This window comes from Vibrio mimicus CAIM 602 (assembly GCF_000338875.1).
Classification (GTDB): Bacteria; Pseudomonadota; Gammaproteobacteria; order Enterobacterales; family Vibrionaceae; genus Vibrio; species Vibrio mimicus.
The window spans coordinates 70,000-95,881 of the sequence record NZ_AOMO01000027.1 but is presented as its reverse complement, the minus strand read 5'-3'; the positions used below and the strand labels follow the sequence as shown (position 1 = coordinate 95,881).

At 47.2% G+C, this 25,882-nt stretch carries 19 protein-coding genes and 4 pseudogenes; 11 read left to right on the top strand and 12 right to left on the bottom strand.

What is annotated here, in order from left to right:
• Positions 1–212: 212 nt before the first annotated feature.
• Together D908_RS11580 and D908_RS11585 are read left to right on the top strand one after the other, a co-directional pair.
• Complete coding sequence (locus tag D908_RS11580; RefSeq protein WP_005524008.1) at positions 213–1,106, top strand: DMT family transporter; 894 nt, start codon at positions 213–215, stop codon at positions 1,104–1,106.
• Between the two features lie 264 nt (positions 1,107–1,370).
• Entirely contained in the window at positions 1,371–2,672 is a 1,302-nt protein-coding gene (locus D908_RS11585; RefSeq protein ID WP_005524007.1) for a dicarboxylate/amino acid:cation symporter, read from the top strand.
• A 128-nt stretch (positions 2,673–2,800) separates the two neighbouring features.
• On the opposite strand, the gene D908_RS11590 is transcribed toward D908_RS11585, so the two are convergent.
• Positions 2,801–3,268 (bottom strand): YjiG family protein, encoded by a 468-nt coding sequence (locus tag D908_RS11590; RefSeq protein ID WP_000005594.1) that lies wholly within the window; start codon positions 3,266–3,268, stop codon positions 2,801–2,803.
• A pseudogene (locus D908_RS11595) lies at positions 3,265–3,994 on the bottom strand (nucleoside recognition domain-containing protein). Before D908_RS11595 ends, D908_RS11590 begins: the two are co-directional and overlap by 4 nt.
• A gap of 392 nt (positions 3,995–4,386) precedes the next feature.
• Between D908_RS11595 and nhaD the strand changes: the two are divergent.
• Positions 4,387–5,820, top strand: coding sequence for a sodium:proton antiporter NhaD (gene nhaD, locus D908_RS11600; RefSeq protein ID WP_005524005.1), 1,434 nt, complete (start codon positions 4,387–4,389; stop codon positions 5,818–5,820).
• On the opposite strand, the gene D908_RS11605 is transcribed toward nhaD, so the two are convergent.
• Together D908_RS11605 and D908_RS11610 are read right to left on the bottom strand one after the other, a co-directional pair.
• Complete coding sequence (locus D908_RS11605; RefSeq protein WP_005524003.1) at positions 5,817–6,494, bottom strand: response regulator; 678 nt, start codon at positions 6,492–6,494, stop codon at positions 5,817–5,819. The genes nhaD and D908_RS11605 overlap by 4 nt on opposite strands.
• A 2-nt stretch (positions 6,495–6,496) precedes the next feature.
• Positions 6,497–8,059 (bottom strand): ATP-binding protein, encoded by a 1,563-nt coding sequence (locus D908_RS11610; protein ID WP_005524001.1) that lies wholly within the window; start codon positions 8,057–8,059, stop codon positions 6,497–6,499.
• A 269-nt stretch (positions 8,060–8,328) separates the two neighbouring features.
• Between D908_RS11610 and D908_RS0119225 the strand changes: the two are divergent.
• Positions 8,329–9,734: pseudogene (locus tag D908_RS0119225) on the top strand (DASS family sodium-coupled anion symporter).
• A 121-nt stretch (positions 9,735–9,855) separates the two neighbouring features.
• On the opposite strand, the gene D908_RS11615 reads toward D908_RS0119225, so the two are convergent.
• The 3 genes and pseudogenes from D908_RS11615 to D908_RS0119220 form a co-directional block, all read right to left on the bottom strand.
• The gene (locus D908_RS11615; protein WP_000384123.1) at positions 9,856–10,257 is read right to left on the bottom strand and encodes a hypothetical protein; all 402 of its coding nucleotides are present in this window, start codon (positions 10,255–10,257) and stop codon (positions 9,856–9,858) included.
• Between the two features lie 10 nt (positions 10,258–10,267).
• Entirely contained in the window at positions 10,268–10,741 is a 474-nt protein-coding gene (locus D908_RS11620; protein WP_005523998.1) for a methylated-DNA--[protein]-cysteine S-methyltransferase, read from the bottom strand.
• Positions 10,742–12,099 (bottom strand): annotated as a pseudogene (locus D908_RS0119220) (DNA-3-methyladenine glycosylase 2 family protein). It lies immediately after the preceding gene.
• Positions 12,100–12,368: 269 nt separating this feature from the next.
• On the opposite strand from D908_RS0119220, the gene D908_RS11625 reads away from it, so the two are divergent.
• Complete coding sequence (locus D908_RS11625) at positions 12,369–12,812, top strand: DoxX family protein (protein ID WP_005523997.1); 444 nt, start codon at positions 12,369–12,371, stop codon at positions 12,810–12,812.
• A gap of 77 nt (positions 12,813–12,889) precedes the next feature.
• Here D908_RS11625 and D908_RS11630 read toward each other — a convergent pair whose 3' ends face one another.
• Positions 12,890–13,795, bottom strand: a complete 906-nt coding sequence (locus D908_RS11630) for a LysR family transcriptional regulator (protein WP_000382706.1) — start codon at positions 13,793–13,795, stop codon at positions 12,890–12,892.
• 150 nt (positions 13,796–13,945) lie between these two features.
• Between D908_RS11630 and D908_RS11635 the strand changes: the two genes are divergently transcribed.
• Both D908_RS11635 and D908_RS11640 read left to right on the top strand, forming a co-directional pair.
• Positions 13,946–14,305 carry a MaoP family protein gene (locus tag D908_RS11635; RefSeq protein WP_000004730.1) on the top strand — a complete coding sequence of 120 codons (360 nt, stop codon included), beginning with the start codon at positions 13,946–13,948 and terminating at the stop codon, positions 14,303–14,305.
• Between the two features lie 81 nt (positions 14,306–14,386).
• On the top strand, positions 14,387–16,378 hold the full coding sequence (locus tag D908_RS11640) for a flavohemoglobin expression-modulating QEGLA motif protein (RefSeq protein WP_001133577.1): 1,992 nt from the start codon (positions 14,387–14,389) through the stop codon (positions 16,376–16,378).
• A 73-nt stretch (positions 16,379–16,451) separates the two neighbouring features.
• Here D908_RS11640 and D908_RS11645 read toward each other — a convergent pair whose 3' ends face one another.
• Entirely contained in the window at positions 16,452–16,703 is a 252-nt protein-coding gene (locus tag D908_RS11645) for a DUF3081 domain-containing protein (protein WP_000787140.1), read from the bottom strand.
• A 376-nt stretch (positions 16,704–17,079) separates the two neighbouring features.
• On the opposite strand from D908_RS11645, the gene nagB reads away from it, so the two are divergent.
• Complete coding sequence (gene nagB, locus D908_RS11650) at positions 17,080–17,880, top strand: glucosamine-6-phosphate deaminase (RefSeq protein WP_001237052.1); 801 nt, start codon at positions 17,080–17,082, stop codon at positions 17,878–17,880.
• A 96-nt stretch (positions 17,881–17,976) separates the two neighbouring features.
• Here the strand turns inward: nagB and D908_RS11655 are convergent, their stop codons facing one another.
• The 3 genes and pseudogenes from D908_RS11655 to lamB form a co-directional block, all read right to left on the bottom strand.
• The gene (locus D908_RS11655; RefSeq protein WP_005523993.1) at positions 17,977–19,131 is read right to left on the bottom strand and encodes a tetratricopeptide repeat protein; all 1,155 of its coding nucleotides are present in this window, start codon (positions 19,129–19,131) and stop codon (positions 17,977–17,979) included.
• 152 nt (positions 19,132–19,283) lie between these two features.
• Positions 19,284–20,119 (bottom strand): annotated as a pseudogene (locus tag D908_RS0119215) (MalM family protein).
• A gap of 195 nt (positions 20,120–20,314) precedes the next feature.
• Positions 20,315–21,499 (bottom strand): maltoporin LamB, encoded by a 1,185-nt coding sequence (gene lamB, locus D908_RS11660; protein WP_000757920.1) that lies wholly within the window; start codon positions 21,497–21,499, stop codon positions 20,315–20,317.
• Positions 21,500–21,931: 432 nt separating this feature from the next.
• On the opposite strand from lamB, the gene glgX reads away from it, so the two are divergent.
• The 3 genes from glgX (at position 21,932) to D908_RS11675 (ending at position 25,802) form a co-directional block, all read left to right on the top strand.
• Positions 21,932–23,902, top strand: a complete 1,971-nt coding sequence (glgX, locus tag D908_RS11665) for a glycogen debranching protein GlgX (protein ID WP_005523991.1) — start codon at positions 21,932–21,934, stop codon at positions 23,900–23,902.
• Between the two features lie 359 nt (positions 23,903–24,261).
• Positions 24,262–25,476, top strand: a complete 1,215-nt coding sequence (locus D908_RS11670) for an NRAMP family divalent metal transporter (protein WP_005523989.1) — start codon at positions 24,262–24,264, stop codon at positions 25,474–25,476.
• A gap of 74 nt (positions 25,477–25,550) precedes the next feature.
• On the top strand, positions 25,551–25,802 hold the full coding sequence (locus D908_RS11675; protein ID WP_001068177.1) for a DUF2999 family protein: 252 nt from the start codon (positions 25,551–25,553) through the stop codon (positions 25,800–25,802).
• Positions 25,803–25,882 lie beyond the last annotated feature (80 nt).

Sequence of the window (25,882 nt, the reverse complement as noted above, 5' to 3'; positions counted from 1 at the left end):
CTTACTGATAAACGAGCCCAATAGTGGCGCGCCTCTCATTTTCTTGTTGAATTAACGACACTGTGCCCCAGCTTTGAACACGTGACAGACGCGACTGAACAATTTTCACCATTAGACTCATGGCCATTTCCGGAACTCTAATCAATTTCTCGATTGCATAATTTCTCTTTGTGGTTGAGATTAAGCGCTCTGGATAAGAAGAAGGGATACTTATGTCGCTGGTGCATCTACTGCAACTTTTATGTTTGGCTGCTATTTGGGGTGGCTCCTTTCTGTTTATGCGAATAGCCGCGCACAGTTTTGGCCCTGCCTATTTGATTGAGGCTCGCGTTGCATTTGCGGCCTTAAGTCTTTTACTCATTGCTCAATTACTGAAAAAATCCCTTCTGATTCGCCGGCATTGGCGTCATTTCTTGATCTTGGGATTAATCAATACAGCCGTTCCTTTTCTCCTTTTCGCTTACGCCGCCTTAACTCTCAATGTATCGACGCTTTCCATACTGAACTCAACCGCGCCCATCTGGGGAGCCGTGATCGGTTTTTTCTGGCATGGCACGCCACTCACTCGCAAAGCACTCGCTGGGCTTTTACTGGGAGTAACAGGTGTTGCAGTGATTGTTGGATGGGATGTCGCAGCCATCGGCCCAGAGGCTTCACTGCCAATTATTTGTGCGGCCTTGGCGGCAGGAAGCTACGGCTTAGCCACCAATTACACTAAGCAAGCTCCACAAGTCAGTGCATTTGAGAATGCCCACGGCAGCATGTGGGCGGCGTGCATATGGGTTGCTCCACTTATGTTGTTTGTTCCATTACGCCAATGGCCTTCCAGCATAGAATGGAGTGCCGTTATTGCTCTTGGTGTCATTTGTACTGGGTTGGCTTATTTAATTTATTTCCGTTTAGTCAAAGAGATCGGGGCGGCTTCTACGCTTTCTGTCACCTTCTTGATCCCTGTGTTTGGCATTCTTTGGGGATATTGGATTTTGGATGAGCCCGTTGGTCTGAATACCTTAATCGGCACAGTATTGGTGTTGACGGGAACTATGTTGGTCACTGGGTTCTCATTACGTCGAATTCTGCCTTCAGGATTTTCGCCAACGCAGTGAAACCAAATCCATAGACCATTTTCATACAGTAAGAATCGCTATTTTTGTTGCATATGCAAAGTTATATGTTGTAATTGATATCAAAGGCAAAATTTAAAGCTAAAAACTTGTTAACAAATGCGACATTTTTGAGTCATTTAAGTGATGAAGATCACAATGAAATGGTGAATTTTGCATTTTGTTTTCGGATTTCAGAACACGCCTGCTAACCTCCCGCTCGCTTTGGAATGATGTCAAAGCGAATAACTATAAGGAGTGTTCTGGATGAATACCAAAAAACCGTTATCGCTAACCGCTAAGGTCATCCTTGGTATGGTAGCCGGTATTTTGACTGGATTTGCGATTCGCGCCCTGTTTGCAGGAAATGGATTTGTAGACGCATATATCGTTAATGGATTGTTTGACGTTGGCGGAAAGATATTTATCGCCAGCTTGAAAATGTTGGTAGTGCCGCTGGTGTTTGTTTCACTGGTGTGTGGTACCAGTTCACTGAAAGATCTCTCAACACTTGGACGAATGGGCAGTAAAACCTTAGGTTTTTATCTCGCCACAACGGCCATTGCCATTACCCTCGCCCTCACCATGGGTAGCCTGTTTAAACCGGGCGCAGGCGCAGATTTAACTGCCGCCAGCAACTTTACCTCTGCTGAAGCACCTTCACTGGGCAAAGTGATCGTGGATATGTTCCCGACTAACCCAATCAGTGCGATGGCGCAAGGCAATACCTTGCAGATCATTATCTTTGCTGTGTTGTTTGGCGTTGCCATCAGTGCCGCTGGAAAACCGGGTGAACGGATTGCTCAGGTATTCAGCGATCTTAACGAAGTGATCATGAAGCTGGTCGCGATGTTGATGAACTTAGCCCCATACGGCGTATTTTTCCTGATGGCGAAACTGTTCACAGGGCTTGGCCTTGGCGCGATTTTGAATTTGGCAGAATACTTTGTCGTGCTGGCAGGTACTTTGTTGCTGCATGCCTTTATCACCTATGGTTTGATGCTGAAAACCTTTGCTGGCCTAAACCCACTGGTGTTCTTCCGTAAAATGGAGGATGCCATCATGTTTGCGTTTTCGACCGCGTCATCCAACGCCACGATTCCAGTGACGATGGAAACGGTGAAAAACCGCCTAGGTGTGGATAACAAAGTTGCCTCTTTCACTGTGCCGCTGGGCGCAACCGTGAACATGGATGGCACTGCCATCATGCAAGGTGTAGCGACCGCGTTTATCGCACAAGCTTTTAATATTGATCTCACTATGACCGATTACCTAATGGTGATCCTAACAGCCACACTGGCTTCAGTGGGTACTGCCGGGGTTCCGGGGGTGGGCTTAGTCATGCTGGCGATGGTACTCAACCAAGTAGGCCTGCCAGTGGAAGGCATTGCGCTGATTATGGGTGTCGATCGTTTATTGGATATGATCCGCACGGCGGTCAATATCACGGGTGATGCGTGTGTGTCATGCATCGTCGCGAAATCAGAAAACGCTTTTGATGCAACACGTTTTGCCGATCCGAAAGCCGGTGAAAAAGAAGAAGCGGTACACTTATCGCAAGCTCTGTAAGCTCATCAACTTCTTTTGATGTCACATAGTAAAAAGGCCTCTCACAATGCGAGGCCTTTTCTATTTTTAGCGATAATATTTATACCCAAACTACTTAGTGTTGCAGCTTCAAGTAAGAAAAGGATCGATTATAGAAACAGGTTCATCACCCACATAGCACCAAAGGCATTCAATACTGAGATACCAATCATCACTGGGATGTAACGGCCTTCAGTACCAATTGGGCCAAGGATTCGGCCGATGTACTGCACTTGTGAACCCATCAAATAGATCGCAGGAGCCAAAATCGCAATGTGTGTACCGTTCAAAATACCTTGGTCGAACAGCGTGATCACCACACCCACTGCGCCACCCATCGACATCCACGCACCGATCAGTACCGCTGCCGCTTCACCCGGCAATCCAAAAATCGCCATCACAGGTGAAAATACTGTACCCATCAGCTCCAAAGCACCCGTAATTTGCAGTGCTTTGATGATCACAAACGCCATCAACACATTCGGTACGGTTGAAGTCGTGGCAATCACCCAACCTTTCTTCGCACCTTCGACGAAGATATCGGTCACCATTGGCTTTTTCGCTTTTACTTCACTCATTTTGCCGCTTCCTCTTGTTGTGCTTCTGGGTTCGATGATTCTTTACCTTCGGTCAGGTTCAAGTAGATGCGGAAAAGGTTGGCACCCACGATTTTGAAGATAAACATCACCGCGACCGCAAGGCCGATAGAAGACGTCACTGCGGAAGAGCCATCGGCCAATGTGAGGGTAAACAGCACCGCGCCAGAAGAGAAAAAGTTTACGATGGTCGCCCCCGCTGAGAATTGGAACATGGTGAAGACGTCAGCTTCACGCTTTGTCATGTGCCCTTCGTCTTTGAGCTGACGAGTCATCGCCGCGCCGGCATCCGTACTTTGCAAAGAAGCAATCAACGCCAAACCTGTGTTACCCGGAATACCCATGATAGGACGCAGTAACGGGGTCAAAAGTTTACGTGCAGCATCAAGCGCACCATAGTGCTCAAGCACATTGATCATCCCCAGTGCAAACATCACGGTTGGGATCAGAGTAAGAGCAAACAAAAAACCATCACGCGCACCGCTACCACCTTGGCCGCGTAAAGAAGTGGTCGCCACTTGCAGACCATCCGCGGTTTCGCTCACATTGTAAGCGACCTTACCAAAGGCACCGTTTAGGGTGGTGAAATCAAACACCCCATACCATTGGTTAGACTGTAGTAAACCAGAGAAAAAGACCACGGCGAATGCTAACGCGACATAGCACCCCCCAAGTCACTTTTCGCTCCAGCGTTGTCGGTTGACTCATAATTACCTCTATGAAATTGGAAACAGGTTGAGGCGATGGTGAACTTATTTCGTGCTAGAGGTGATGATCGAAGTCAATGAGAGGATGAAACTAATCTCACGATGAAAAATAAAATATTATTTTGTGAAATGGCGCATGAAAAGCATAGTTGATTAATTCATATCGCGAAGAAACACCTAAAAACCGCTTCACCCTGTCAATTGAACACAACAATTTTGTAGCGTGATAAGTATCACATTCACAGAAGATGTGATTAATAAACAACCATTTCGAAGCTAGGTCACAACTTCAGATTCAGCATGGAGGTAATCTTTTCAAGAACTTTCCCCCATCACCACCCAAAAATTGGAAGCATCAGCTTCAAAAAAGTGGGTATCAAAAGGAGCTTTGTTATGACGGGTCGGATAGCGCTACTTAGTCTTTTTCTTTTTTCGCCACTCAGTTTAGCTTCAACATCAACCGAACAGCTTTTAGATTTGACCCACTCCAATATTGGCTATGCCGCGCTGATCATTTTTGCGATCGCCTATACCTTGGTGATGCTTGAAGAGTATCTCCAACTACGTAAGTCCAAACCCGTTTTGCTTGCCGCAGGGGTGATTTGGGCGATGATAGGTTACGTTTATCAGCAAACCGGCTCGACAGAAATTGCTCGGCAGGCACTGGAACATAACTTACTCGAGTACGCCGAATTGTTACTGTTCTTATTAGTGGCGATGACGTACATCAGTGCGATGGAAGAGCGGCGTTTATTTGATGCGCTCAAAGCGTGGATGATTAACAAAGGCTTCAATTTTCACACTCTGTTTTGGATCACAGGCTGGCTCGCCTTCTTTATTTCACCGATTGCCGACAACCTAACCACGGCTTTATTGATGTGTGCGGTGGTATTGAAAGTCGGTGGAGATAACCAGCGTTTCGTCAGCTTAGCCTGTATCAATATCGTCATTGCTGCTAATGCGGGTGGTGCATTCAGCCCGTTTGGTGACATCACCACATTAATGGTTTGGCAGGCAGGACATGTCAGTTTCCTTGAGTTTATGGACCTGTTTATCCCTTCATTGGCGAACTATCTGGTTCCCGCGTTTATCATGTCGCTGTTTATTCCCAACCAAACCCCCACCAGCTTACAAGAAGAAGTGGAACTCAAACGCGGAGCAAAACGTATTGTATTGCTGTTTATATTCACCATTATTTCGGCAGTCAGCTTCCATGCCTTGTTCCACTTCCCACCGGTGATCGGCATGATGATGGGGCTCGCCTACTTGCAGTTTTTTGGCTACTTCCTACGCAAAACCTTGGCCAGTTCACTAGCCAAGAAAACAGCGATCGCGATGGCCAAAAAAGATGAGGCGGCACTCAAGCGCATCGGTTCGGTCGTTCCGTTTGATGTGTTCAGGAGTATTTCCCACGCCGAATGGGATACCTTGCTGTTTTTCTACGGCGTGGTGATGTGTGTCGGCGGTTTGAGCTTGCTTGGCTATCTGGGCTTGGTATCAGAAATCATCTATACCGAATGGAACCCTATCTGGGCCAACGTGTTGGTTGGGTTACTGTCTTCGGTAGTCGATAACATTCCCGTGATGTTTGCCGTTTTATCCATGCAGCCCGAGATGTCTGTCGGCAACTGGCTATTAGTAACACTCACTGCGGGTGTGGGCGGTAGCTTACTTTCGATTGGCTCTGCTGCTGGCGTTGCACTGATGGGAGCCGCTCACGGCAAATACACCTTCCTAAGCCATTTGAAATGGACACCCGTGATCTTGCTTGGGTATGTGGTCAGCATTGTGTTGCACCTGCTGATCAACAGCCATTTATTCACTTAACGGGTGATTTCATCTAAACGGGGGCGGCGATACACTCGGGTTGGCCGCCCCACTTTACCATGTTCAAGGTAAGCAATGATTTCACCAGCATCGACTGCGCTATCTAAGTAACGCCGTGCCGTGCTTTTACTGATCCCAAGCCTCAAAGCCATCGAATCCGCTGTATGCTCAACATGAGCATGGGAAAAATGCTCCAACATCTGCTCTAACGTAAAATCATCAATCGCTGAACTGGCTTTGCCTCGTTGTGGATGAAACAGCTCATCCAAATCCTGCTGCCTAACCGCTTTAGGTAGTGGCTCGGGGTGATGTAGGCGATAAAAGCGCTGCAAACTTTCGGCCAATCGTCGGTAATCTACGGGTTTCACTAAATAATCAAATGCACCGAAGCGATACGCTTGCTGGGCGGTTTCAACATCACAAGCCGCCGTCACTAAAACACATTCCGGTCTCGGTTGGACATCAATCAATGCTCTCACCAGATCGATGCCTAAACCGTCCGGCAAATAGTTATCCACTAAAACCAAATCCGGCTTCGCCCATTCAATCATTTTCTGTGCATCCGCCAAGGTGGAGACAATAGCAAGCACCTTAAACCGCCCATCTTGTTGTACAAACTGTGCATGTAATCCGCCAATCTGAGGGTCATCTTCTACGATGATCACACTGAGCATATTCACTCCTTAGGTAGATAAATGCTGAAGGTGGTTTCGTGCTCGTCACTATCCAGCTCTATGTGCCCTTGAGCACGACTAACCAGCGATTGCACCAGATACAATCCAAGTCCACGCTCACCTTCGCCTTGTTTGGTTGTCACTCCTGGGCGGCATAACTCGGTTAAAGCTTGGGTAACCATGGGGCCATTATTGCTGACTCGTAAACAAAGCTCGTGCTCATTTTGGTGTAAAAACACCCGCACCCAAGGTTCCGTTCGTCCACGCACCGCATCTAAACTGTTATCGATTAAATTACCCACTAAGGTACAAAAAGACTCTTCGCTGATGCACAACGAAGCCACACTTTCTACCGCACGGTAATCCAGCGGAATATGCCACTCCTGCGCTTTACTCCATTTGCCCATTAAGATCGCCGTAAGCTGTGGCCAAGCATGAAGATGGCGTAAAGCATCCATCTGTACTTGATTGAGGTTACTCTGCTGCAAAACATACTGCAGTGCTTGATCATAATGCTGCAACTGCAGCAGTCCCGCTAAAGTTGACAGCTTATTACGATACTCATGGCGAGCAATTCTGACACTTTCAACATATTGATCGACTTGTTGCAGCCGATCTGCCAGCGCTTGTAATTCGCTGTGTGCCCGTAAACTGTACACTGCCCCAGCAGAGCCGTTTTTCCCCCACAGCGGCACGCAACCCACCACTAAGGAACGCCCATTTAAGCTCGCCAGTTGGTCAATGTACTTGTCACTTTTTGCCTGAGTCGTCACCCCTTGCAACCACTGTGCAATGAGGCCAAGTTGATGCGGCGCAGCCCCAATCAGTTGCTTGGCTGAGTCGTTGATGAGGTAGATTTCCCCTTGTTGATTCATCGCAATCAAGCCCTCGTGAGTGGCTTGGATCACGCCTTCGTAAGTCATTAGTGACTGGGCTAATTGCCAAGGTTCGCGATCTTGCATTTGCCGACGTACTAACCGCGCAAAAGCGGTGGAAATCAGCGTGGCGAGCAGCAAAGTTATGCCCCCCACCATCAGTAACGGCTGCAATTTCTCACTTTGCCAAACCGCTACCGTATCCAGCAGGTAACCTACTTTGATCATTCCAATGATGTCGCCATTTGTTGCACGAATTGGCGAGATGTAACGCAGCGATGGTCCCATCGAACCAACACTGTAAGAAAGGTAAGCTTTTCCTTCCTCTAAAGCCGGGCGAATATCATCCCCCACCACAGGTAAACCAATGCGTGAGGCGATGGGGTGCGCAAGGCGAATCCCCGCTTGATCACTCACGGTGATGAAATCTGCATCAGTGACACTTTGTAATGACTCTACAAGATAACTCACCTGCTCAGTATCACGTGCAGCGACGGCCTCGATCAGCTCGGGAAAGGTTGCCAACTGCGCCGCTTGTACCTGAGCCCTCAGCGCAATCTGATGAGTCATCAAACGTTGGATTTTATCGGCACTGAACCACCACCACACGGCAGCCCCTGCTACAAAGGCAACACAGAGCAATACCGTTAATTGTTGAGTGAAGGTTCGGGGGATCATTCGGCTTGGCATTACAGTCATCCTTTACGCAATTAGGCCAAGCATACGGTAATGCACTCCAAGGCAAAGGCGCGAAAACATAAAAATATGATCAAGATCGAACGGATGAATTTTATGAATTTAATGTTTTTAACCGCTTTAATCTCAGGTGGCTTACAAAACCGCTTTGCACTCACCCCCATAGCTTAAAACGCATCTTATCAGGAATAATAAAACTTGATTTGACTCAGCATTTCTTACACCGCCACGGCTAAGTTAGTAAAAAAACATTGGAGGTGTATATGTTCTCATCAAGCAACCTAAAGCTACTCGCCTTAATCGTATTTGGTGGGTTACTGTGGTTTATGCCAGTTCCCGAAGGCCTTGAACCCAAAGCATGGCAAATGATGATCGTGTTTATTACCACGGTACTCAGTTTGATCCTTGCTCCCTTACCCTTGGTGCCATGGCATTAATGGGGCTGTGTGCCACTGTATTACTGGGCATTTTGCCCATTAAAGCCGCCCTCGCGGGTTTTTCAGATCCAACCATCTGGATGATTGCCGCCGCGTTCTTTATTTCGCGTGGTTTCATTAGTACCGGTTTTGGTCGCCGAGTCGGTTATTGGTTTATCTCTAAGTTAGGTCACAACTCATTGGGGTTGGCTTATGGTTTAGTGTTGACTGACTTACTGTTCGCGCCTGCCACTCCCAGTACTACAGCACGTTGTGGTGGTATCATCGCGCCACTGTTTCGCTCCGTTGCGGCAGCCTACGACTCAGATCCAGAAAAAGGCACACAAAATCGCATTGGTTCATTTTTAGTACAGTGTATTTTCCAGTGTAATGCGATCACTTGTGCCATGTTCCTAACCTCAATGGCCGGCAACCCTCTCGCAGCTAAATTTGCAGCAGAACAAGGGATCACGATCACTTGGGGTGGCTGGGCGTTAGCTGCCATTGTCCCCGGATTAGTCTGCCTGTTCGTCATTCCGCTGGCCATGTACACCTTCTTTCCACCTGAGCTCAAAAAGACGCCAGAAATGCGTGCTTTGGCGAAAAAGAACCTGACGGATATGGGCAAAATGAGCCGTGATGAATGGATGGTGTGCATCACCTTCCTTGGCATGGTTACACTTTGGGTTTTAGGGCCAACGCTGGGCATTCACGCCACAGTAACGGCTCTCATGGGTATGTTGTTCCTGCTTATTACCAAAGCAATTACTTGGGATGCGGTTCTGGGTGAAAAAGAAGCGTGGCATACCATCACTTGGTTTGCGGTACTGGTGATGATGGCAAGCGAACTCAACAAGCTCGGCTTTATTAAATGGTTCGGCGGTATGATTGGCGCGTCACTCGCGGGTTACGGTTGGATCGCCACTTTAGGTATCTTGCTTCTGGTGTATTTCTATAGCCACTACTTAATGGCCAGTGCAATGGCACACATTAGTGCCATGTACTCCGCTTTCCTCGCGATTGCGATTGCGGCAGGCGCACCAGCCATGTTGGCAGCGATTGTGCTTGGTATCTTCAGTAACCTTTACATGTCGACCACTCACTATTCTTCTGGCCCTGCTCCTATCTTGTTTGGTGCCGGTTTCCACAGCCTAAAACAGTGGTGGAAGATTGGTTTCGTGTTCACTCTGATCGTCATCCCGATTTTCTTCTTCATCGGTGGTGCATGGTGGAAAGTGATCGGTCTGTGGTAACGCCGACCTAACTGAACTCGTTGCCGTTGCATTCAATACCGCAGCGGCTTCGAGTCAAAAGTGCAATAGATAGGTGAATGTAGGGATTTGTCTATCACGCCTAAGCCCGCGTTTAGCGGGCTTATTTTATTTCAGTTGGCTTAAAGCCTTGCGGTTCAGCATTGAGCTTGACCCAGTTGTTACTCAGATGAAACATGGCACAGGCATTACAGGTCAAGACTTCTCCACCACCATGAATGGTCATGAACAAGTCATCTCGCTTTTCTTTGGAACTGTTACGGATCTGGATCCGTAATGTTTTCCCTTCCACGCTAAAAGGGCGCTCCCACTTTTGATCCGAAGAATGGATGTAGACGATGCCCTGCCGGAATTCCAAAATATCCTTATTGTGGGGGTTATCGTACAGACCATTGAACGCTAGGGTCTCCCGATTCACGAAATTCTCCAATTCTTCTTGGAAACAGCCGCCTAATAGCAATACAGCCATGATGAGAATAATGCGTTTCGATGTGACCCAATCCATATGGTTATCCTTACTCTCGCTGCTCCAACTCGAGCAAAAAGGCTTTGCGTTCTAAACCACCTGCATATCCGGTAAGTTTACCATTTTTCCCCACCACACGATGGCAAGGAACAATGACCGAAATAGGGTTTTTGCCATTAGCAAGCCCAACCGCCCTCACTGCCTTAGGGTTACCTATCGCCTCAGCCAGTTGCTGATAACTCCAAATTTCCCCATAAGGAATACTGCATAGCGCGTGCCAAACTGATTGCTGAAATGCTGTACCGCGCGCCGCGAGTGGCAAATCAAACTGAGTACGTTGGCCTGCAAAATACTCGTCCAACTGCTGTATCGCTTTGTTAAGTATAGGACATTCTGTTGCATAGTCGCCCAAATGCTCAGGTTGAGTCGTTTGAGTAGCAAACCACACCCCAAGTAAACCCTGTTGATCGGCTTGCAGAGTCATTCTGCCCAACGGCGATTCATAGTAAGTAAAGTTTTTCATTTAATGGCTCCAACAATGAAAAGTGGCATAGCTGCCCCACGGGGCAACAGACTCCGCGGTCAGCAAGGGGAACTGAGCCAGTGCTTTTTTGACCACCAGATCACCCGTTAAAAATCGATCGCTTTGCGATTCACCACGTAACTGAGCGTAGTCGACAGTCCATGGACCAATGCCACTCAGCTGTAACCACTCCGAGGGCGGATCCATCGGATGCAGCAACACATACTCAGCCAACCGCTTTAATGTCTCTTTACGTCTTTGAGGCATACGTAAAAAACTTAAATCGTGCGCATTCACCTGCTCCGGAGTCGGGAAATAGCGTTCCGAACCTTCAGAAGCAGTAAGCTGCGATGCCAACAAATTCAATTGCCCAATGGCCGCTTTTACCGAAACTTGTTGACCTAACACAGCGCGAACGCCCGCTTCCCAAGCATTCCACACTCCTGGAATGCGGATCCCAGAGCGAATCACCAACCCGGCGCAACTTGCGCCAACTGTGCCTCAATCGTGATCAGGTCGGCATCCAGATCAAACATTCGTCTTAACCGAGCAACCAAATGGCGCAAATCACTTAAGCGTTCCATTTCAAACTCAATCTGTAAGTGGGACTCCCCCATGCTTGCCTTAAACCAACCCTTTCCTTCACCGAGTACAAAATGACGCTGATAACTTTGTTCATCGACCAATTCCATGCCCTCAATTGCTCTCAGGCGATAGAAATCCAGCATGTGCGCCCAGTCAAATGGCCCGCGAAAAGCCAACGTGAGTTGATTACGAGAGGGTAAGTCCGTTCGATCACGTCGCACTTGCGTTGGAGTCAAACGGAAAAGCTTTTGAAACGCATCATTGAAGCGACGAGTACTTTGAAAACCACTGGCATAAGCCACTTCCGTAATGGAAATTTGGCTCGAATGCAGAAGCTGCTTGGCGAACATCAATTGCTGGATCTGGGCATACTGCTTGGGTGGTAGTCCTAAATGGCGTTGAAACAACTGACGCAAATAGCGATCACTGATGCCTAACCGAGCGGCTAACTCATCCAGATTGCCTTGCAGTTCCCCTTGCTCAATCAACTTCAAAGCACGTAAAAAAGTAGTTTCTGCCCCTTTCCAAGCCCATGAATTGGGTGCGCTCTCCGGTCGGCAACGCAAACATGGGCGATAGCCCGCCGAAACAGCCTGAGCTTGAGTGGTGAAATACTCCACATTTTCTTCTTTGGGTAAATTTGCCGGACAAATCGGACGACAAAAAATCCCGGTTGTTTTCACCGCCACAAAAAAGCGGCCATCAAAACGTGGATCTCGGCTCATCCGCGCACGCTGGTACTCTTCCGTAGTGTATTCATTCAGCGATGTCATTTCGCTCTCTCCTGCGCTTGTTTACCGTTAGTCTACGGACTTCTGATCCCTACGCTAGCCATTTTCGGAACTGAATATTGAGATTAACCGGAAAAGTTCATTCGATATTTTCGAACAAGAACATCATTCAGTGCAGATTTTATTAGCAAGCTGCATTACATACACTCCTCTCCATCGAACACACAGACCATTTTTATCATTCAAAAATTTCAACCCAAACTACTGAAGTTACGTCGAGTGGGATGGGAATCAACCGACAGGATTTGATCATGCGTACATTATTGAAAACCACTCTCACTTCACCAAGTTCTTGGGCACCTTTAGCACTGCGTCTTCCTCTGGCCATTATTTTTATGGCTCACGGTGCGCAGAAATTGTTTGGTTGGTTTGGTGGCTATGGTTTAGAAGGCACTGGTCAATGGATGGCTTCTATTGGTTTAGAACCGGGCGTTGCAATGGCTTTTTTAGCCGGCAGCGGCGAATTTTTCGGTGGCTTGGCGATTTTACTTGGCGTTCTGACCCGCCCAGCCGCTTTAGTATTATCTGTCACTATGTTGGTGGCGATTTTTAGTGTGCATTTCAGCAGCGGTTTGTTTTTGGCGAACGGTGGTTACGAGTTTGGTTTAGCGCTGCTGGCTGGTTCAATGTCATTACTGATTTCCGGAGCGGGACGTCTGAGTGTAGATAATCTGCTCGCCAAACGCTGGTCGTAACCCATAGCTGGATTGATTACACCTCAAAGGGGAATCGTTTCTAACGATTCCCCTTTGTTTTCAATACTCAACGGCTATCAGCCTTCAACACTATGGTTTAAAACCGCGTCTACTTTTCCCAAATTACGAACAGTTGTCATTGGATCGAGAGATTTCATCAATTTTTCGACTTGGACAATCGCCTCAATTGATGAGCTGTTTTTACGATAGCTCAAATAAAGCGGTCGCTGCCATTCATTGACCTCAGACACTCGATACAGTTCTCCCGATTCAAGCAACGGCAACGCCATGGTTTCCGGTAAGTAAGCACTTCCCCCTTTCTCAAGAATAAAATCGAGAGCAATTCTTGCTGTCGACGTTCTTAAAAACGGAGCGGGAGCTTTGGGGTGGCGATCCGCATGCTCAGAAGCAAAGCGTGATCCCCAGTCCACATAGACATAACGATTTTCAAAGACGCTTTCGGCATCATCGGGTCGGGTGGAAACCAAAACCAAAACCAGATCGGCCACTTTTTTACACTGCAGCTCTTCCGCTTTGATCGGATCCAGTGCAAATGCCATATCTAAAGTGCGCTCAAGTAAGCCACGATTCAATTGTTCGCGACCCATTACTTCCGCCAGAAAACCATAGCCTTCAAACGTATCCGTAATTCGGCTTAAACAGTGCTGTAAATACGCATCCCAAATGTTGGGAGTACCGCCCAAGGTAAGCTGCAATGCCTTACCGCTTTCCAGCGACAATTCAAATTTGGCTTGCTGGAGCGTTGCAACCATGACCTCGGCGTACCCCACTAAACGCTCACCCGCGGAGGTCAATTTGATGTTATTCCGATCACGGGTAAACAGTTGAGCATCGAAATGATTTTCCAGCTGTTTGATGCGCGCACTCACCGCCGCCTGAGTTAAATACAGATTTTCAGCAGCACGACCAAAGTGACGGACTTTGGCTAATTCAAGAAAGGTGCGAAAGACTTTTACGTCCATATAGTTTCCTCTGATGTTACCCATGAAGATTAACAAGTAAGAAGTATTATGACGATAAAAAATTTTTGTTTTTCTTTTCCGAAGATTACGCCTAACTTTCGCCGTAACCCACGGTTACACGGTGGTTGAACATATTCACACGAGGTTGACATGTCTGAGACAGCATTTCGTCAAGGAAAAAAACGTTTTTTCGATACTAAGAAGTTCCCAAGAGGCTTTGCTAAATCTGGAGACTTTACTCTAGCAGAAGAGAATATCCTAACTCTGTATGGTGACACTATGCTCGGTTTGGAGAGTGGTGAGCTACCCCCCGAAAATGCTGAAGAAGAGCATTTCTTGAAAGTGCTAGAAAATCCAGAGTTGGCAGAAAGCAAGCTAGAAAAAGCTTGGTTGAAATACACCCGTTTAGCTCGTGGTCGCAAGCGTTTCCATACCTTGAATGGCCGCAACAAGCCTGATGGCGTTGAAGATTACACCGACGACGAGCCAAGCTTGACTGAGGAAGATTAATTCCTCCCTCGGGCTACATCATCAGTTTGTAGCCCATCCAGCATGGATGGACGAGAATTTGCGTCCCTTTTTGGGGGTAAGATGCCCAACCCAGTTTCCAACGTTTATTCTCTTGAAGAGATGCTATCGCTGATCCAGCGAGAACAACCTTTCGCAGGAGAACTCGAATCCGCTGGCTGCTTCATTAAGATAGAAAACTATCTACCAGTAGTGTGTACCGCTATCCATGCTGGAAGCCGTCTACGCGACGATCTGCTTAAACAGTGCCAGCTCAGCAAGACCGAGCGCAATCTCGAAGAAGCGCCATATACCGATCAGTTCATCGCATCACAGCCCATTACTTTATGTGGCCTCGATTCCCGTTTCGAGTACGACCTAAACCGCGCCAAAACCCTCAGCACCCGCTATAAGTCGGCTTGGAATCGTCCGTTAAGCGATAAGCAGCGCACTGAAAGCCATCGCAAACATAGCGAATTTTATCAGCTCTACGAAGCGTTGATCCGCAAACTCGAAGCCATGCACGGCATGGTCATTGTGTTCGATATGTATGCCTACAACTATAAGCAGCTTGGCGATAAGCCATCGCCGGTATTTAACGTGGGCACGGCGCAAATCGACATGCAACGCTGGGGCTCGGTAGTGAAGCGCTTTTGCGCTGAACTGAGTAAAATCCAGCTACCGCACATTGAAAACAAAACCGAAATCAACGCTGTGTTCGAAGGCCGTGGTTATCTGATCGCTCATACCAACGCCCATTTTGACCGTACTTTGGTGCTACCAACTGAAGTGAAAAAAGTCTTTATGGAAGAAGATACGGGCACGGTTTACCCCTTGGTATTGAACGCGCTGTGCAGCGGTCTCAAAGGTGCTCTCAGTCAAACCAGTGCTTACTTTCAGCGTCGCCATAACCGCCGCCGGATCAGCAAAGCGAAAATGCTTGGTTCATCCATCGAGCCTGCGATTTTGACCATTGATGATGCACTGTCCAAACTGACTCGCAAAGTTGAAACGCTCAAGTACGTCAACCCAACCAATATCAATATTGAGCAGAAACGCTTTGAATCGGCCCCGAGTCGCTATAAACCGGAATTTCGCTACAAGCAGTTGCCGATCAACGCCAATGAATTTAAGCAGCATCTTTATCAACTGCCAGTTGATACGATTTCCGATCCTGACTTAAAACAGCTCTATAGCTCTATGGTCGATAAGCTGAGCGAAAAGATCGACCTGCTCACGAGCATTGGTCAAGAATCTTTTCTTTATAACTCGCTGCGCTTTTATGGACGTCCCAATCGCACGGCGATAGAAAACGCCAAGTTCCTGCTCTACGCCAAAACCTTGCCCGAAGAAAAAGGACAAGTGTATAACGCTGACCAAGCGGCAGAAATCATGCTGAAAAAAGCGCAGGAATGGGGTATGCACTGCCATATCACCCCGACTGCGTCGCTGGCAGCACGCGCTATGGTGAGTGGCAAAAAACCACCAACCTTGTATCTGAACAGCAAAGTGATGTATTCGCATGCCGAAATACAGCGCCTCATTCAACATGAAATTGGCGTACACCTAGCCACTACCTTTAATGGTCGCATGCAGCCTTTACGAGTATTTTCGATTGGTTTACCCGGAGCCACCGAATCACAAGAAGGCTTGGCCATTTTGGCAGAATATAAGGCAGGTTATATGTCGCATGAGCGACTCAAAACCTTGGCCACTCGGGTGTTGGCTGTCGATTCCATGCTCAAAGAGCACAATTTCTACCAAACCTTCAGCTATCTCACTGAAGAGTATGGTGTGGATCGAGAAAGTGCTTTTGTCACGACAACGCGGGTTTATCGCGGCGGCGGGTTCACCAAGGATCACCTTTACCTAGAGGGCTTTATTAACACCTTGCAGCAAGCACAAAAACGCAGCTTAGATAACCTGCTGGTTGGCAAATGCAGCTATCAGTATCTCGATTTGATCGACGAGCTGGTTGAGCGCGGCTGGTTGATCAAGCCACAATTTCGATTTGATGATTTAGGCAGTGAGCCAGAGCCGACTCTTAAATATTTGATTGAGTCACTACGCCACTAATTGGCCCAAATACCGGATCTTTCTCCTAAAGCCCTGATGCCGAGAAACGCTCAGGGCTTTGTTTTCCGGCCTTTTACTTGGCTAACATACTGAGTTTTTTCAAGAAACTATCACGCAGGTGTTCTTGCTCGTATTCCAAGTGGTAGGTGTTATGGAAACCGACTTTCAGCTCAACCCCATTACCACGCATAAATACGTTATAACCGTCATAGTCGGCATAGGCTTCTATACCTTCATAGATCTTACCAAACTCAGTCGGCGAGCCGTTTTCCATTACCTTCTCGTACGCTGACAACACTTTGCTCGGTTCCAGTTCATTTTTCATGATCTTGTCCCTCAATATCTGCCCATGTTAAGTATCGTCAGTAAGACCTCTGCTTGCCAGTTTGTAGTCTGCGTTAGCTCAAAGATCTACTTAATTTTGTCCATAAATTTTTTGTCACTTTGCGTGTTCAACCTAAGAAAAAGATGTCGACAAAACAAACAGCCTTGCAGATTATGCAGTCAGTTATGCGCCTATTCGCGACCAAGCACTATCAAGACTATAATTTTTTGACCTAAAACAATGGCAGTTCGATATCACTTATTTTATAATGCAAATTAACATGTACCCAAACTACTTGATGTAGCCAAAAAAGTGCTGCAGCTTAAAGTAGGAAGGGGATAGCAAAACATCATAAATGCAAATCTAGGGGCAATACATGAGACTTATCCCACTGAAGGCGGCAGCGCAAGTTGGTAAATGGGCTGCAGCACACATTGTTAAACGCATCAACGAGTTTCAACCGACGGCTGAGCGTCCATTTGTTCTTGGTCTGCCAACAGGTGGCACACCACTAACAACATACAAAGCGCTGATCGAAATGCACAAAGCTGGTGAAGTAAGCTTCAAACACGTTGTGACTTTCAACATGGATGAGTACGTGGGTCTGCCAGCCGATCACCCAGAATCATACCGTTCATTCATGTACAACAACTTCTTCAACCACATTGATATTCAAGAACAGAACATCAATTTGCTGAACGGCAACACTGAAGATCACGAAGCAGAATGCAAACGCTACGAAGACAAAATCAAGTCTTACGGTAAGATCAACCTGTTCATGGGCGGCGTAGGTATTGATGGCCACATCGCGTTCAACGAGCCTGCATCTTCTCTGTCTTCACGTACCCGTATTAAGACTCTGACGGAAGATACTCGTATCGCGAACTCACGTTTCTTCGATGGCGATATCAATCAAGTGCCTAAATACGCGCTGACTATCGGTGTTGGCACTCTGTTAGATGCACAAGAAATCATGATCCTAGTAACTGGTCACAACAAAGCCCAGGCACTGCAAGCAGCAGTAGAAGGCAGCGTAAACCACCTATGGACGGTTTCTGCACTGCAACTGCATCCTAAGTCAGTGATCGTGTGTGATGAGCCATCAACTCAAGAATTGAAAGTGAAAACTGTTAAATATTTCACTGAACTCGAAGCGAAAAACATCGTAGGTTTCTAATCAACGCTGGTTTTCCAACTTGCAAAAACGCCCTGAGATTCAGGGCGTTTTTATTGGTGCATTTACTGGTGTGGGGGTAGTTCGTAAGCGAGAAAATTACAGCGTTCTTTTATCCATCATGCTTTGCGAAAAATCTAAGCGCTCACCCTGCCCTTCTTGCGGTACATCACCAAGTTCATTATGCGAACCTAATTCGATTAAAGAGTCTATTTCTTGTTCCGCAATCGGATCCATCACTTCACCTTTTGTCGGGATTGGAATCTGGCGTTTGTACAACTTATTGAGCGCTCGAATCATCGAATGCTTGGTCACCGTGCCCGTAGTCAGTTTGCGTTGTAGCGGTTTAGCTAATGCTTGCAGGCCAACAATGGATTCAACGCCCATTCTTCCGCCAATCATGTCACGCAAGTTTTTCGCCTGTTCATACCCCATTGATGCCGAAAGAAACAGCCAAATATACGCAATTGCATTGCCATGAGCGCTGCGATCAATCCAAGCTTCCCCAGCATGGTACATGGCTTCCGGATGGCCTTTTTCAGAAGCCCGCTCTAACCAGTAGCAAGCCATTGGAAAATCACTGGTGCCACCAATGCCATGCAGCAAGTTTAGCCCTAAGCGCATCATGCCTTCCGCACTGCCCATGTTAGCGGCTTTGCTGTACCAAAAGGTCGAATCCGCAGGAGTTGGCGCAATGTTATCTTTCGAGACACACCAACTACCCATAAAGAGAATGGCATCAATAAAATTAGCTTCTGCCGCTTCTTGAATGAAACCAATCCCTTTAGACACATTGACTTCAATTCCGCGACCATACAACCAAGCCATGCCCGTTTCGAATTTGGAGGCCATATCCCCTTCCACGCCACGCACACAAGTTTGCCAAAATTTGGCTTTCTCTTTCGCAATCACATCTTCACGGATGCGCTGACAGACTCGCACAATGCCATACATAGCGGGAATGTTGTCGAGATGAGCGGCTTTTTCATACCAAAACAGCGCTTCTTTTAAGCTGCTGCGTTCGGCTTCTTTGGCTAAAAAGAGAATGGTTGGAATGTGACCGGATTCAGCTTTAAACAAACGCTCTTTGCGTTCTTGCTCTCGGTTGCGTTCCAAGGCTTTGCGATACGCCTCTTCTCTGGCTTTGCGTTCTGCTTCCAGTCGCTTACGTCTTACGGATAGCACAATCATCCAGACAAAAGCCAGAATCAGTGTTAACCCTGTAGCGCCAATCGCAATTCCAATAATATTCATAGTTTCTCTAACTGGGTGACCGCCTTTGCCACGACACGTTGTGCCGAGCAAAAATAAAAGATGTGTTGAATTGTACTTTACATCTAACTTAGAAACTATGTGCGATAAAAAATGGGTGGAGATCCTCCACCCATTTTTGTTTGTCGATGTGGTTATTTGCGAGCGTTAACCGCTTTGATAAACACCTCTTGTGCTCCTTCAATACCGAGGGCCTTTGCTTCATCTAACAAGCTGAGCGCTTTGGGTAAATCGTTCGCGGCCACTGCGCGTTCAATCGATGAGAAATAGTAGGTTTGAGTATCAGGTTGAACTTGAAGCTGCGTTTTTGCGGCGTCAGTTGACGTCGCAGTTGGGCGATCTTCACTGCGTACAAAAGAAAGGAAGGATGGGCCAGACACATCCAACTCAATCGTACCCGTTAATATATGGGGTACCGGAATGTCTTTCACTTCAGGCAGATAGTTACCACGCGCCTCAGCATCAATTCTGGCTGGATGCGCAACATAAGTCACCTCTTGTAAATCTTGCTGTTGGGTGTAAACCAAAACAAACAGGGATTTGTAGCCTTGAGGTGGGTAGAAATCCAATTCAGCGACTAAGCGATTGCCCAAATGCAAACGTGGTTTACGGTACTCAAACACCACATCTTCGTAAGACTCCACACTTGGCCTTGCGCATCAACAATCATCACATGTGGGTAAAATACCGAGTCACCGATTTCACTGGTAATGGTGAGAGTCATTTGCCCGCGATCGGCCGGAATTTCAAACAATGCAACCGGGCTGCTGATCTGTGAGTTACGCAAATACTGCGTCTCCGCGGTCAGAGCCACCTTGGTTGTGCTAGGTAATTTCACTTTGGTCGCTTGTAATTGACCAACCTGCTGAACTTCTTGCCCAGCGTTAGGTTGTGCTTGCTCAATCACTGTCGTGCTCTGACAACCAGCTAAAGCAATACATCCCCCTAGTAATAAGGCTCTCAACACCATAACGACTCCTTTTTATCATTTTTTTAAAGATTCTCACCAAACCCATTTGCGAGAAACCACAACGCAGCAAATATGTGCGGTATACCCAAACTACTTGGTGTGGCAATGAGTAAGCGTATGAACCTTGAAAAAAATAGCCGATCAACATCGGCTATTTGGCTTATGGACAATAGATATTAAGAGCAAGTGGGTTGATTACCACCAAGCTTCAACTTGGATACCCATAACGAAGTCTGAATCACCTTTGCTGCCAAAAGTTGTACCTTCGTGGTCAGTCAGGTATGAGCCGTAAACACGCAGTTCAGGACGAGCCCAGAAGCTGTTACCCATTGCCCATGCTTGAGCTACGGTGAACTTGCTGTATTCAAAGTCTTCGCCTTTGTCGTTGTCGCCGCTGTTGTAACCTGCTTCAAACACAGTACGCATAGTGTCGTTCCACTTGTACATTGGGCGTACAACAACAGAGTATTGATCGATATCCGCTTTCGCTGTGCCGATGTCAGAACCTGACAGGTAAGCCAATTGGTGGCCCATTTCCCACGCTTCGCCTAGGTTAACCACACCCCAGTTCAACAGACGGAAGCCGTTAGCATCGTTGTTGTCAGCAGAACCACGACCATAATAAGCACCTGCACCCCAGAAGTTAGCCATTTGAGCGCCGTAACCTGCTGTACCGTATTGGAATACAGTTTGGTTAAAACCATTGCTCAGACCTTGGTGCAGAATCGCAGTACCCATTACGCCATCGTCAGCGGCTTCAGTTTTGTTGTCTTTTTCGGTTGCGAAGTTGTATGCCACAGCCAGCTCAAGTGTCGCATTTTCCCACAGACCGATGTTCGCTAGACGAGCATCAAAAATGTAGCCAGAAGAGTTAGTTGTTTCACCATCTTGGAGCAGAGCAACAGACAGCTTTTGGTTACCGATAGAAAGGTTTTCGATACCACCACCGGTGCCAGAAGTGTTCAGGAAGTAGAAGTCCGTGATGTGGATATCTTTACGTTGGTAGTAACGCTTACCAGCCCATAGAACCGCTTCTTTGTCAGAAGCCAGCAGACCTTTCGCTTGCACGTTGAATTGGGCTACGTTGATTGCGTTGCTATCTTCCCAACCCGCTTTACCTTCATCACCTTTTGCCAACATGGAGTCGATTTTCCATGTTTGATCGCCGGTTTTCAGCTCTTCAGAAAAACCGAATTCATAGTAGTTGTCGTTTTCGTTACCGAGGCGACCAATACCATTTTTTTGAAAAGCGATATCCGCATCACCATTACCACTGATCCCAGTACCAGCACGGAAGTAGCCATTGAAATCGACAGCGAAAGCAGAACCAGCTGCGAGCGTTGCAGCCACTGCGGCAGCAATTACACTTACTTTTTTCATCGTTAACTCCATTTAGGGTTTTTATTTTAGATTCTTCACACTCTTTTCTGTCGAGCCCCCAAAGGCAGAAAGTTGGCAGCATAAAAAGAGAGGTAAGATGGGAACGAATCCCCAGTTGTTTCAACTGTGGTGAGCTTACGTGAGGAGGAATAAAGGCACTTCCTCCACCCTACTTTTATTTAAGGGGGAGGAGAAAGGATGAGAAAAATTACAGTATGCTGTTTTTAAAGCTTAGATCACGTTATTTGGGGGGAGTAGGTTACCCACTTTCTAAATAACCCAATACAAAGTGTTTTCACGATCACTTTTCAGCCCTAAATCGTTCATAAAAATGAAATAAAATTACAAAGAAATATTTGTGACCATGCGCTTGACCTGAGGCTAGCAAAGCCTTTTACTTAAAGCAGTGGTGCGCTAAAACAACGATTAAAAATGAAAATGAACCTGTCAACGCCTTTCCCATTAGGGGCAACACTCGATACTGAGGGTTGTAACTTCGCCATTTATTCGCCAGCCAATAAACATATTTTATTGGCTCTGTTTCACGCTGATGGCAGTTATGAAACTCATCAGCTTGAGCAGGAATACGCGGGAATTAAACACACTTATCTTTCTGGTATTCGTGCCGGACAGAAATACGGTTTTTTAATTCAGCTCGATGACGAGTTGCATTATATTTCTGATCCCTACGCTCGTGCCTTAGAAGGCCCGTTACACTACGAGCCTCCGTTTGACAGCCATAAAAGTTTTGATCTTCCCAAATGTGTAGTCACGGATATTCAATTTGACTGGCAAAATGTGGCTAAACCCAACATCGCGCGCGATGAAATGGTGCTGTTTGAAACCCATGTCAAAGGCTTAACTCAATTAAATCCACAAGTTGATAGCGCACTGCGTGGTAAATATTTAGGCTTGGTGAGCGAGCCGATGCTCAATTTTTATCGCCAGCAGAACATCAATACGCTGCAGTTGTTACCGATTGCCGCTTGTATGCATGAACCGCATTTGCTGGAGAGTGGCAAAGTTAATTACTGGGGCTATAACCCCTATGTGTTTATGGCACCAGATCCTCGTTATGCAAGTAAAGATGCAGTTAACGAGCTGAAAACCACCATTCGCGAACTTCATCGCAACGGAATTCAAGTCATTCTGGATGTGGTTTATAACCATACCGCCGAAGGTGGAGCAAACGGCGCTGTCTTTAACCTTAAAGCTCTCGATCCAAACTACTACCTACATCATGGCGAGAACTACGCCAATTACACCGGGTGTGGCAATACGGTCGATCTCTCGTATCAAGCTGCGCTGAATCTGGTAATGGATACCCTACGCTGCTGGGTGACGGAATATCACATTGACGGTTTCCGTTTTGATTTGGCTGCCACACTCGGCCGTCGAGGGGATGAATTCAGCAAAGAAGCCGCTTTTTTCAAAGCGGTCGCGCAGGATCCTGTGCTGCGTGAAATGAAATTGATCGCCGAGCCTTGGGATATTGGCCCGAATGGCTACCAAGTAGGAAATTTCCCTTTTGGTTGGAACGAAACCAACGACAAACTTCGCGATATTACGCGCAGCTTCTGGCGTGGCGATCTCGGTTTTTTGAAAGAGTTTGCAACCCGTCTTATGGGCTCACGTGACTTGTACAGTGCCGCCAACTGGCCTTACAAGCTCACCGTCAATTACATCACTTATCATGATGGTTTCACCTTACAAGATTTGGTGTCCTACAAGCACAAACATAACGAAGCGAATGGCGAACAAAACCGCGATGGCCACGGTGACAACCGCTCAGACAACTACGGGTTTGAAGGTGATACCGACAGTATTGTGATCCGCGCTACCCGCGAGCGGCAAAAACGCAACTTTATGGCCAGCTTGCTGTTTGCTTTTGGCATTCCACATATTGTCACTGCCGATGTTCTTTCCCATACCCAAAAGGGCAACAATAACGCTTACTGTCAGGATAACGACATCAGTTGGTTGAACTGGGAGAGTAACGAAACCAAACAAGACTTTCGTGAATGGCTGGCTGGTATGGTTGCGGCTCGGCAAACCTACATGGTGCCTTTTATTCGCGCTTTCAGCGGTGAGAATCGCAACAATAACCGTATTGCGTGGCGTCGGGTGGACGGCAAGCCGATGGAAATGGATGATTGGAACCGCCTTTCTTCTGTCGCACTACATATCGGGATTGGTAGTGATGGTCCTGAAATGCTGTATTTGATCAACCAAACCAGCGCCCCAGCACGATTTACACTGCCGAACGAATGCCAACAAGATTGGTGTTTGATCTGTGATACCAATATGCGCCATGCTCAACCCGGTCATGCGGAAGGGGAAATATTGCAGCTCCCGGTATCTATGTCGATTTTGTACTACCAGCCGAAGAAAAAACACGCTTGAGAATCACATAGACAAGCGTAAACGAAGATACCTCTCTGAAAAGTGGCAACGTTAGCGTGCCACTTTTCCAATGAATCAAGTGCTTACAACCATCACCAAACAGTGTGAAATGACAGGACAAAGCACTGTCGCCATCGGTATTATTGCCAACGGAAAAAGATAACCGAGTAACAACCTCACTAAATTTATTGATTTTAGTGATTGACATCACCTGCCTTACTCTCTAGTATTTGCGCCCAGCAAAAACGAAGCCGCAAAGGCTCGACTTTTCAAGAGCTTAACGGCTCCCGCCAGCTGATCCCGGTCAGTTGTCTTTCCTTTTTTTATAAATAGAGAGACAACAAAAATCGAGATTCGGCATGACCACCAAAGCACACACTCAGCTCAAGACTGATTGGCAATCCAAGGCCATCTTCAGCGTCGCTTTCCTAATGGCTACGACTTCCGTTGGCCCGGGTTTTTTAACGCAAACCGCAGTATTTACCAACATCTACAAAGTCGACATGGCATTCCCGGTGTTCGCTTCTATCTTCATCACCTTTGGTATCGTCATGAACCTATGGCGCATTGTGGGTGTCTCGGGTCTGCGTATCCAAGACATTGCCAACAAGATTGCTCCGGGAGCGGGTTACTTTATCGGTGTACTGTTGGCACTGGGCGCAGTGGCGTTCAACTTCGGTAACGTAAGTGGTGCCGCGCTGGGTATCAATGTCCTAACTGGCGTGGATACCACTTGGGGAGCCTTGTTTACTGGCGTAGTGGGCTGTTTACTCTTTGTTGTCCATAACGCGTCAAAGCGCATGGATCAGATGGCGCGCTATCTAGGTCTGTTCATGATTGTCTTGATTGCCTATGTAGCCATGACTAGCCTGCCTCCAATGGGCGACACCCTAGCGGCGGCAGTCATGCCAATGGATATGGGAAGCCTGCTGCTACCAACCTTAACCATCGTTGGTGGTGCCGTGGGTGGCTACTACACGGGCGCTCAACGTCTGGTTGATGTGGGGCTTCAAGGTGACAACAACGTTGAACACATCAAGAAAGCCGCTTGGGCAGGCATTTCAATCGCTGTGGTGATTCGTATCTTGCTGTTTATGGCGGTATTCGGTGTGATTGCGACAGGCGCGGTACTGGATAATGCAAACCCAGCAGCAGACGCATTCCGTCAGGGTGCGGGGGAAATCGGTTATTTCATTTTTGGTTTGGTGCTGTTTGTTGCCTCGATCACTTCTGTTGTCGGCAACTCTTACATGGCCATTTCACTCATAAAAACTCTATTCCCAGTGGTTGCCCGCAATGAGAAAGCATGGTGTGTCGGCTTTATTATCCTGACCAGCGTTGGCACAGTGATGATGAACATGCCAATCCTTCTGCTGATGTTGGCAGGTCTGGTTAACAGTATTATCCTACCCGTGGTGCTTGGTTTCGTTCTGGCGGCAACGCGTCGCAAAAATATTGTCGGTGACTACAAGCATCCGGTTTACCTGACCGCAATTGGTGCACTGATTGTGGTGGTGATGGCCGTGTCTAGCTTCAGCAATATCCAAAACTTTATCGGAAAATTCATCGGTTAATTTTTCCGGGGTCGCGAATTTGGCAGTTTTTCTGTATTTTTGCGACCTAAACAAAGACGAATAGAGGAAATCGAATGAACCCCATTCTCGCCATGTTGAAAGAAAACAATATCAGTAACGAGCAGATCAACGAGCTGTTTCAAACCCTGACGCAAAACCCTCTAGCAGCCATGGCCACTTTGGCACAATTAGGTCTTCCACAAGACAAATTGCAAATGCTGCTTGGACAAGTGATGCAAAATCCAGCGCTGATCAAACAGGCGGTTGAAGAACTCGGGCTAGACTTCGCTAAAGTTGAAGAAGCTAAAGCTAAGCTTCAACAATAAGCCCACACTCCCGCAATGAAAGGCTATTGGGCTGCATTTCTACGCTCAATAGCCTTATCAGACCCTCAATTGAACCTCAA

Excerpts from the sequence above, each read along its gene's own strand:
- D908_RS11580 (WP_005524008.1), top strand. The coding sequence starts at position 213 with ATGTCGCTGGTGCATCTACTGCAACTTTTATGTTTGGCTGCTATTTGG.
- D908_RS11585 (WP_005524007.1), top strand. The coding sequence starts at position 1,371 with ATGAATACCAAAAAACCGTTATCGCTAACCGCTAAGGTCATCCTTGGT.
- D908_RS11590 (WP_000005594.1), bottom strand. The coding sequence starts at position 3,268 with ATGAGTGAAGTAAAAGCGAAAAAGCCAATGGTGACCGATATCTTCGTC.
- nhaD (WP_005524005.1), top strand. The coding sequence starts at position 4,387 with ATGACGGGTCGGATAGCGCTACTTAGTCTTTTTCTTTTTTCGCCACTC.
- D908_RS11605 (WP_005524003.1), bottom strand. The coding sequence starts at position 6,494 with ATGCTCAGTGTGATCATCGTAGAAGATGACCCTCAGATTGGCGGATTA.
- D908_RS11610 (WP_005524001.1), bottom strand. The coding sequence starts at position 8,059 with ATGCCAAGCCGAATGATCCCCCGAACCTTCACTCAACAATTAACGGTA.
- D908_RS11615 (WP_000384123.1), bottom strand. The coding sequence starts at position 10,257 with ATGGATTGGGTCACATCGAAACGCATTATTCTCATCATGGCTGTATTG.
- D908_RS11620 (WP_005523998.1), bottom strand. The coding sequence starts at position 10,741 with ATGAAAAACTTTACTTACTATGAATCGCCGTTGGGCAGAATGACTCTG.
- D908_RS11625 (WP_005523997.1), top strand. The coding sequence starts at position 12,369 with ATGCGTACATTATTGAAAACCACTCTCACTTCACCAAGTTCTTGGGCA.
- D908_RS11630 (WP_000382706.1), bottom strand. The coding sequence starts at position 13,795 with ATGGACGTAAAAGTCTTTCGCACCTTTCTTGAATTAGCCAAAGTCCGT.
- D908_RS11635 (WP_000004730.1), top strand. The coding sequence starts at position 13,946 with ATGTCTGAGACAGCATTTCGTCAAGGAAAAAAACGTTTTTTCGATACT.
- D908_RS11640 (WP_001133577.1), top strand. The coding sequence starts at position 14,387 with ATGCCCAACCCAGTTTCCAACGTTTATTCTCTTGAAGAGATGCTATCG.
- D908_RS11645 (WP_000787140.1), bottom strand. The coding sequence starts at position 16,703 with ATGAAAAATGAACTGGAACCGAGCAAAGTGTTGTCAGCGTACGAGAAG.
- nagB (WP_001237052.1), top strand. The coding sequence starts at position 17,080 with ATGAGACTTATCCCACTGAAGGCGGCAGCGCAAGTTGGTAAATGGGCT.
- D908_RS11655 (WP_005523993.1), bottom strand. The coding sequence starts at position 19,131 with ATGAATATTATTGGAATTGCGATTGGCGCTACAGGGTTAACACTGATT.
- lamB (WP_000757920.1), bottom strand. The coding sequence starts at position 21,499 with ATGAAAAAAGTAAGTGTAATTGCTGCCGCAGTGGCTGCAACGCTCGCA.
- glgX (WP_005523991.1), top strand. The coding sequence starts at position 21,932 with ATGAAAATGAACCTGTCAACGCCTTTCCCATTAGGGGCAACACTCGAT.
- D908_RS11670 (WP_005523989.1), top strand. The coding sequence starts at position 24,262 with ATGACCACCAAAGCACACACTCAGCTCAAGACTGATTGGCAATCCAAG.
- D908_RS11675 (WP_001068177.1), top strand. The coding sequence starts at position 25,551 with ATGAACCCCATTCTCGCCATGTTGAAAGAAAACAATATCAGTAACGAG.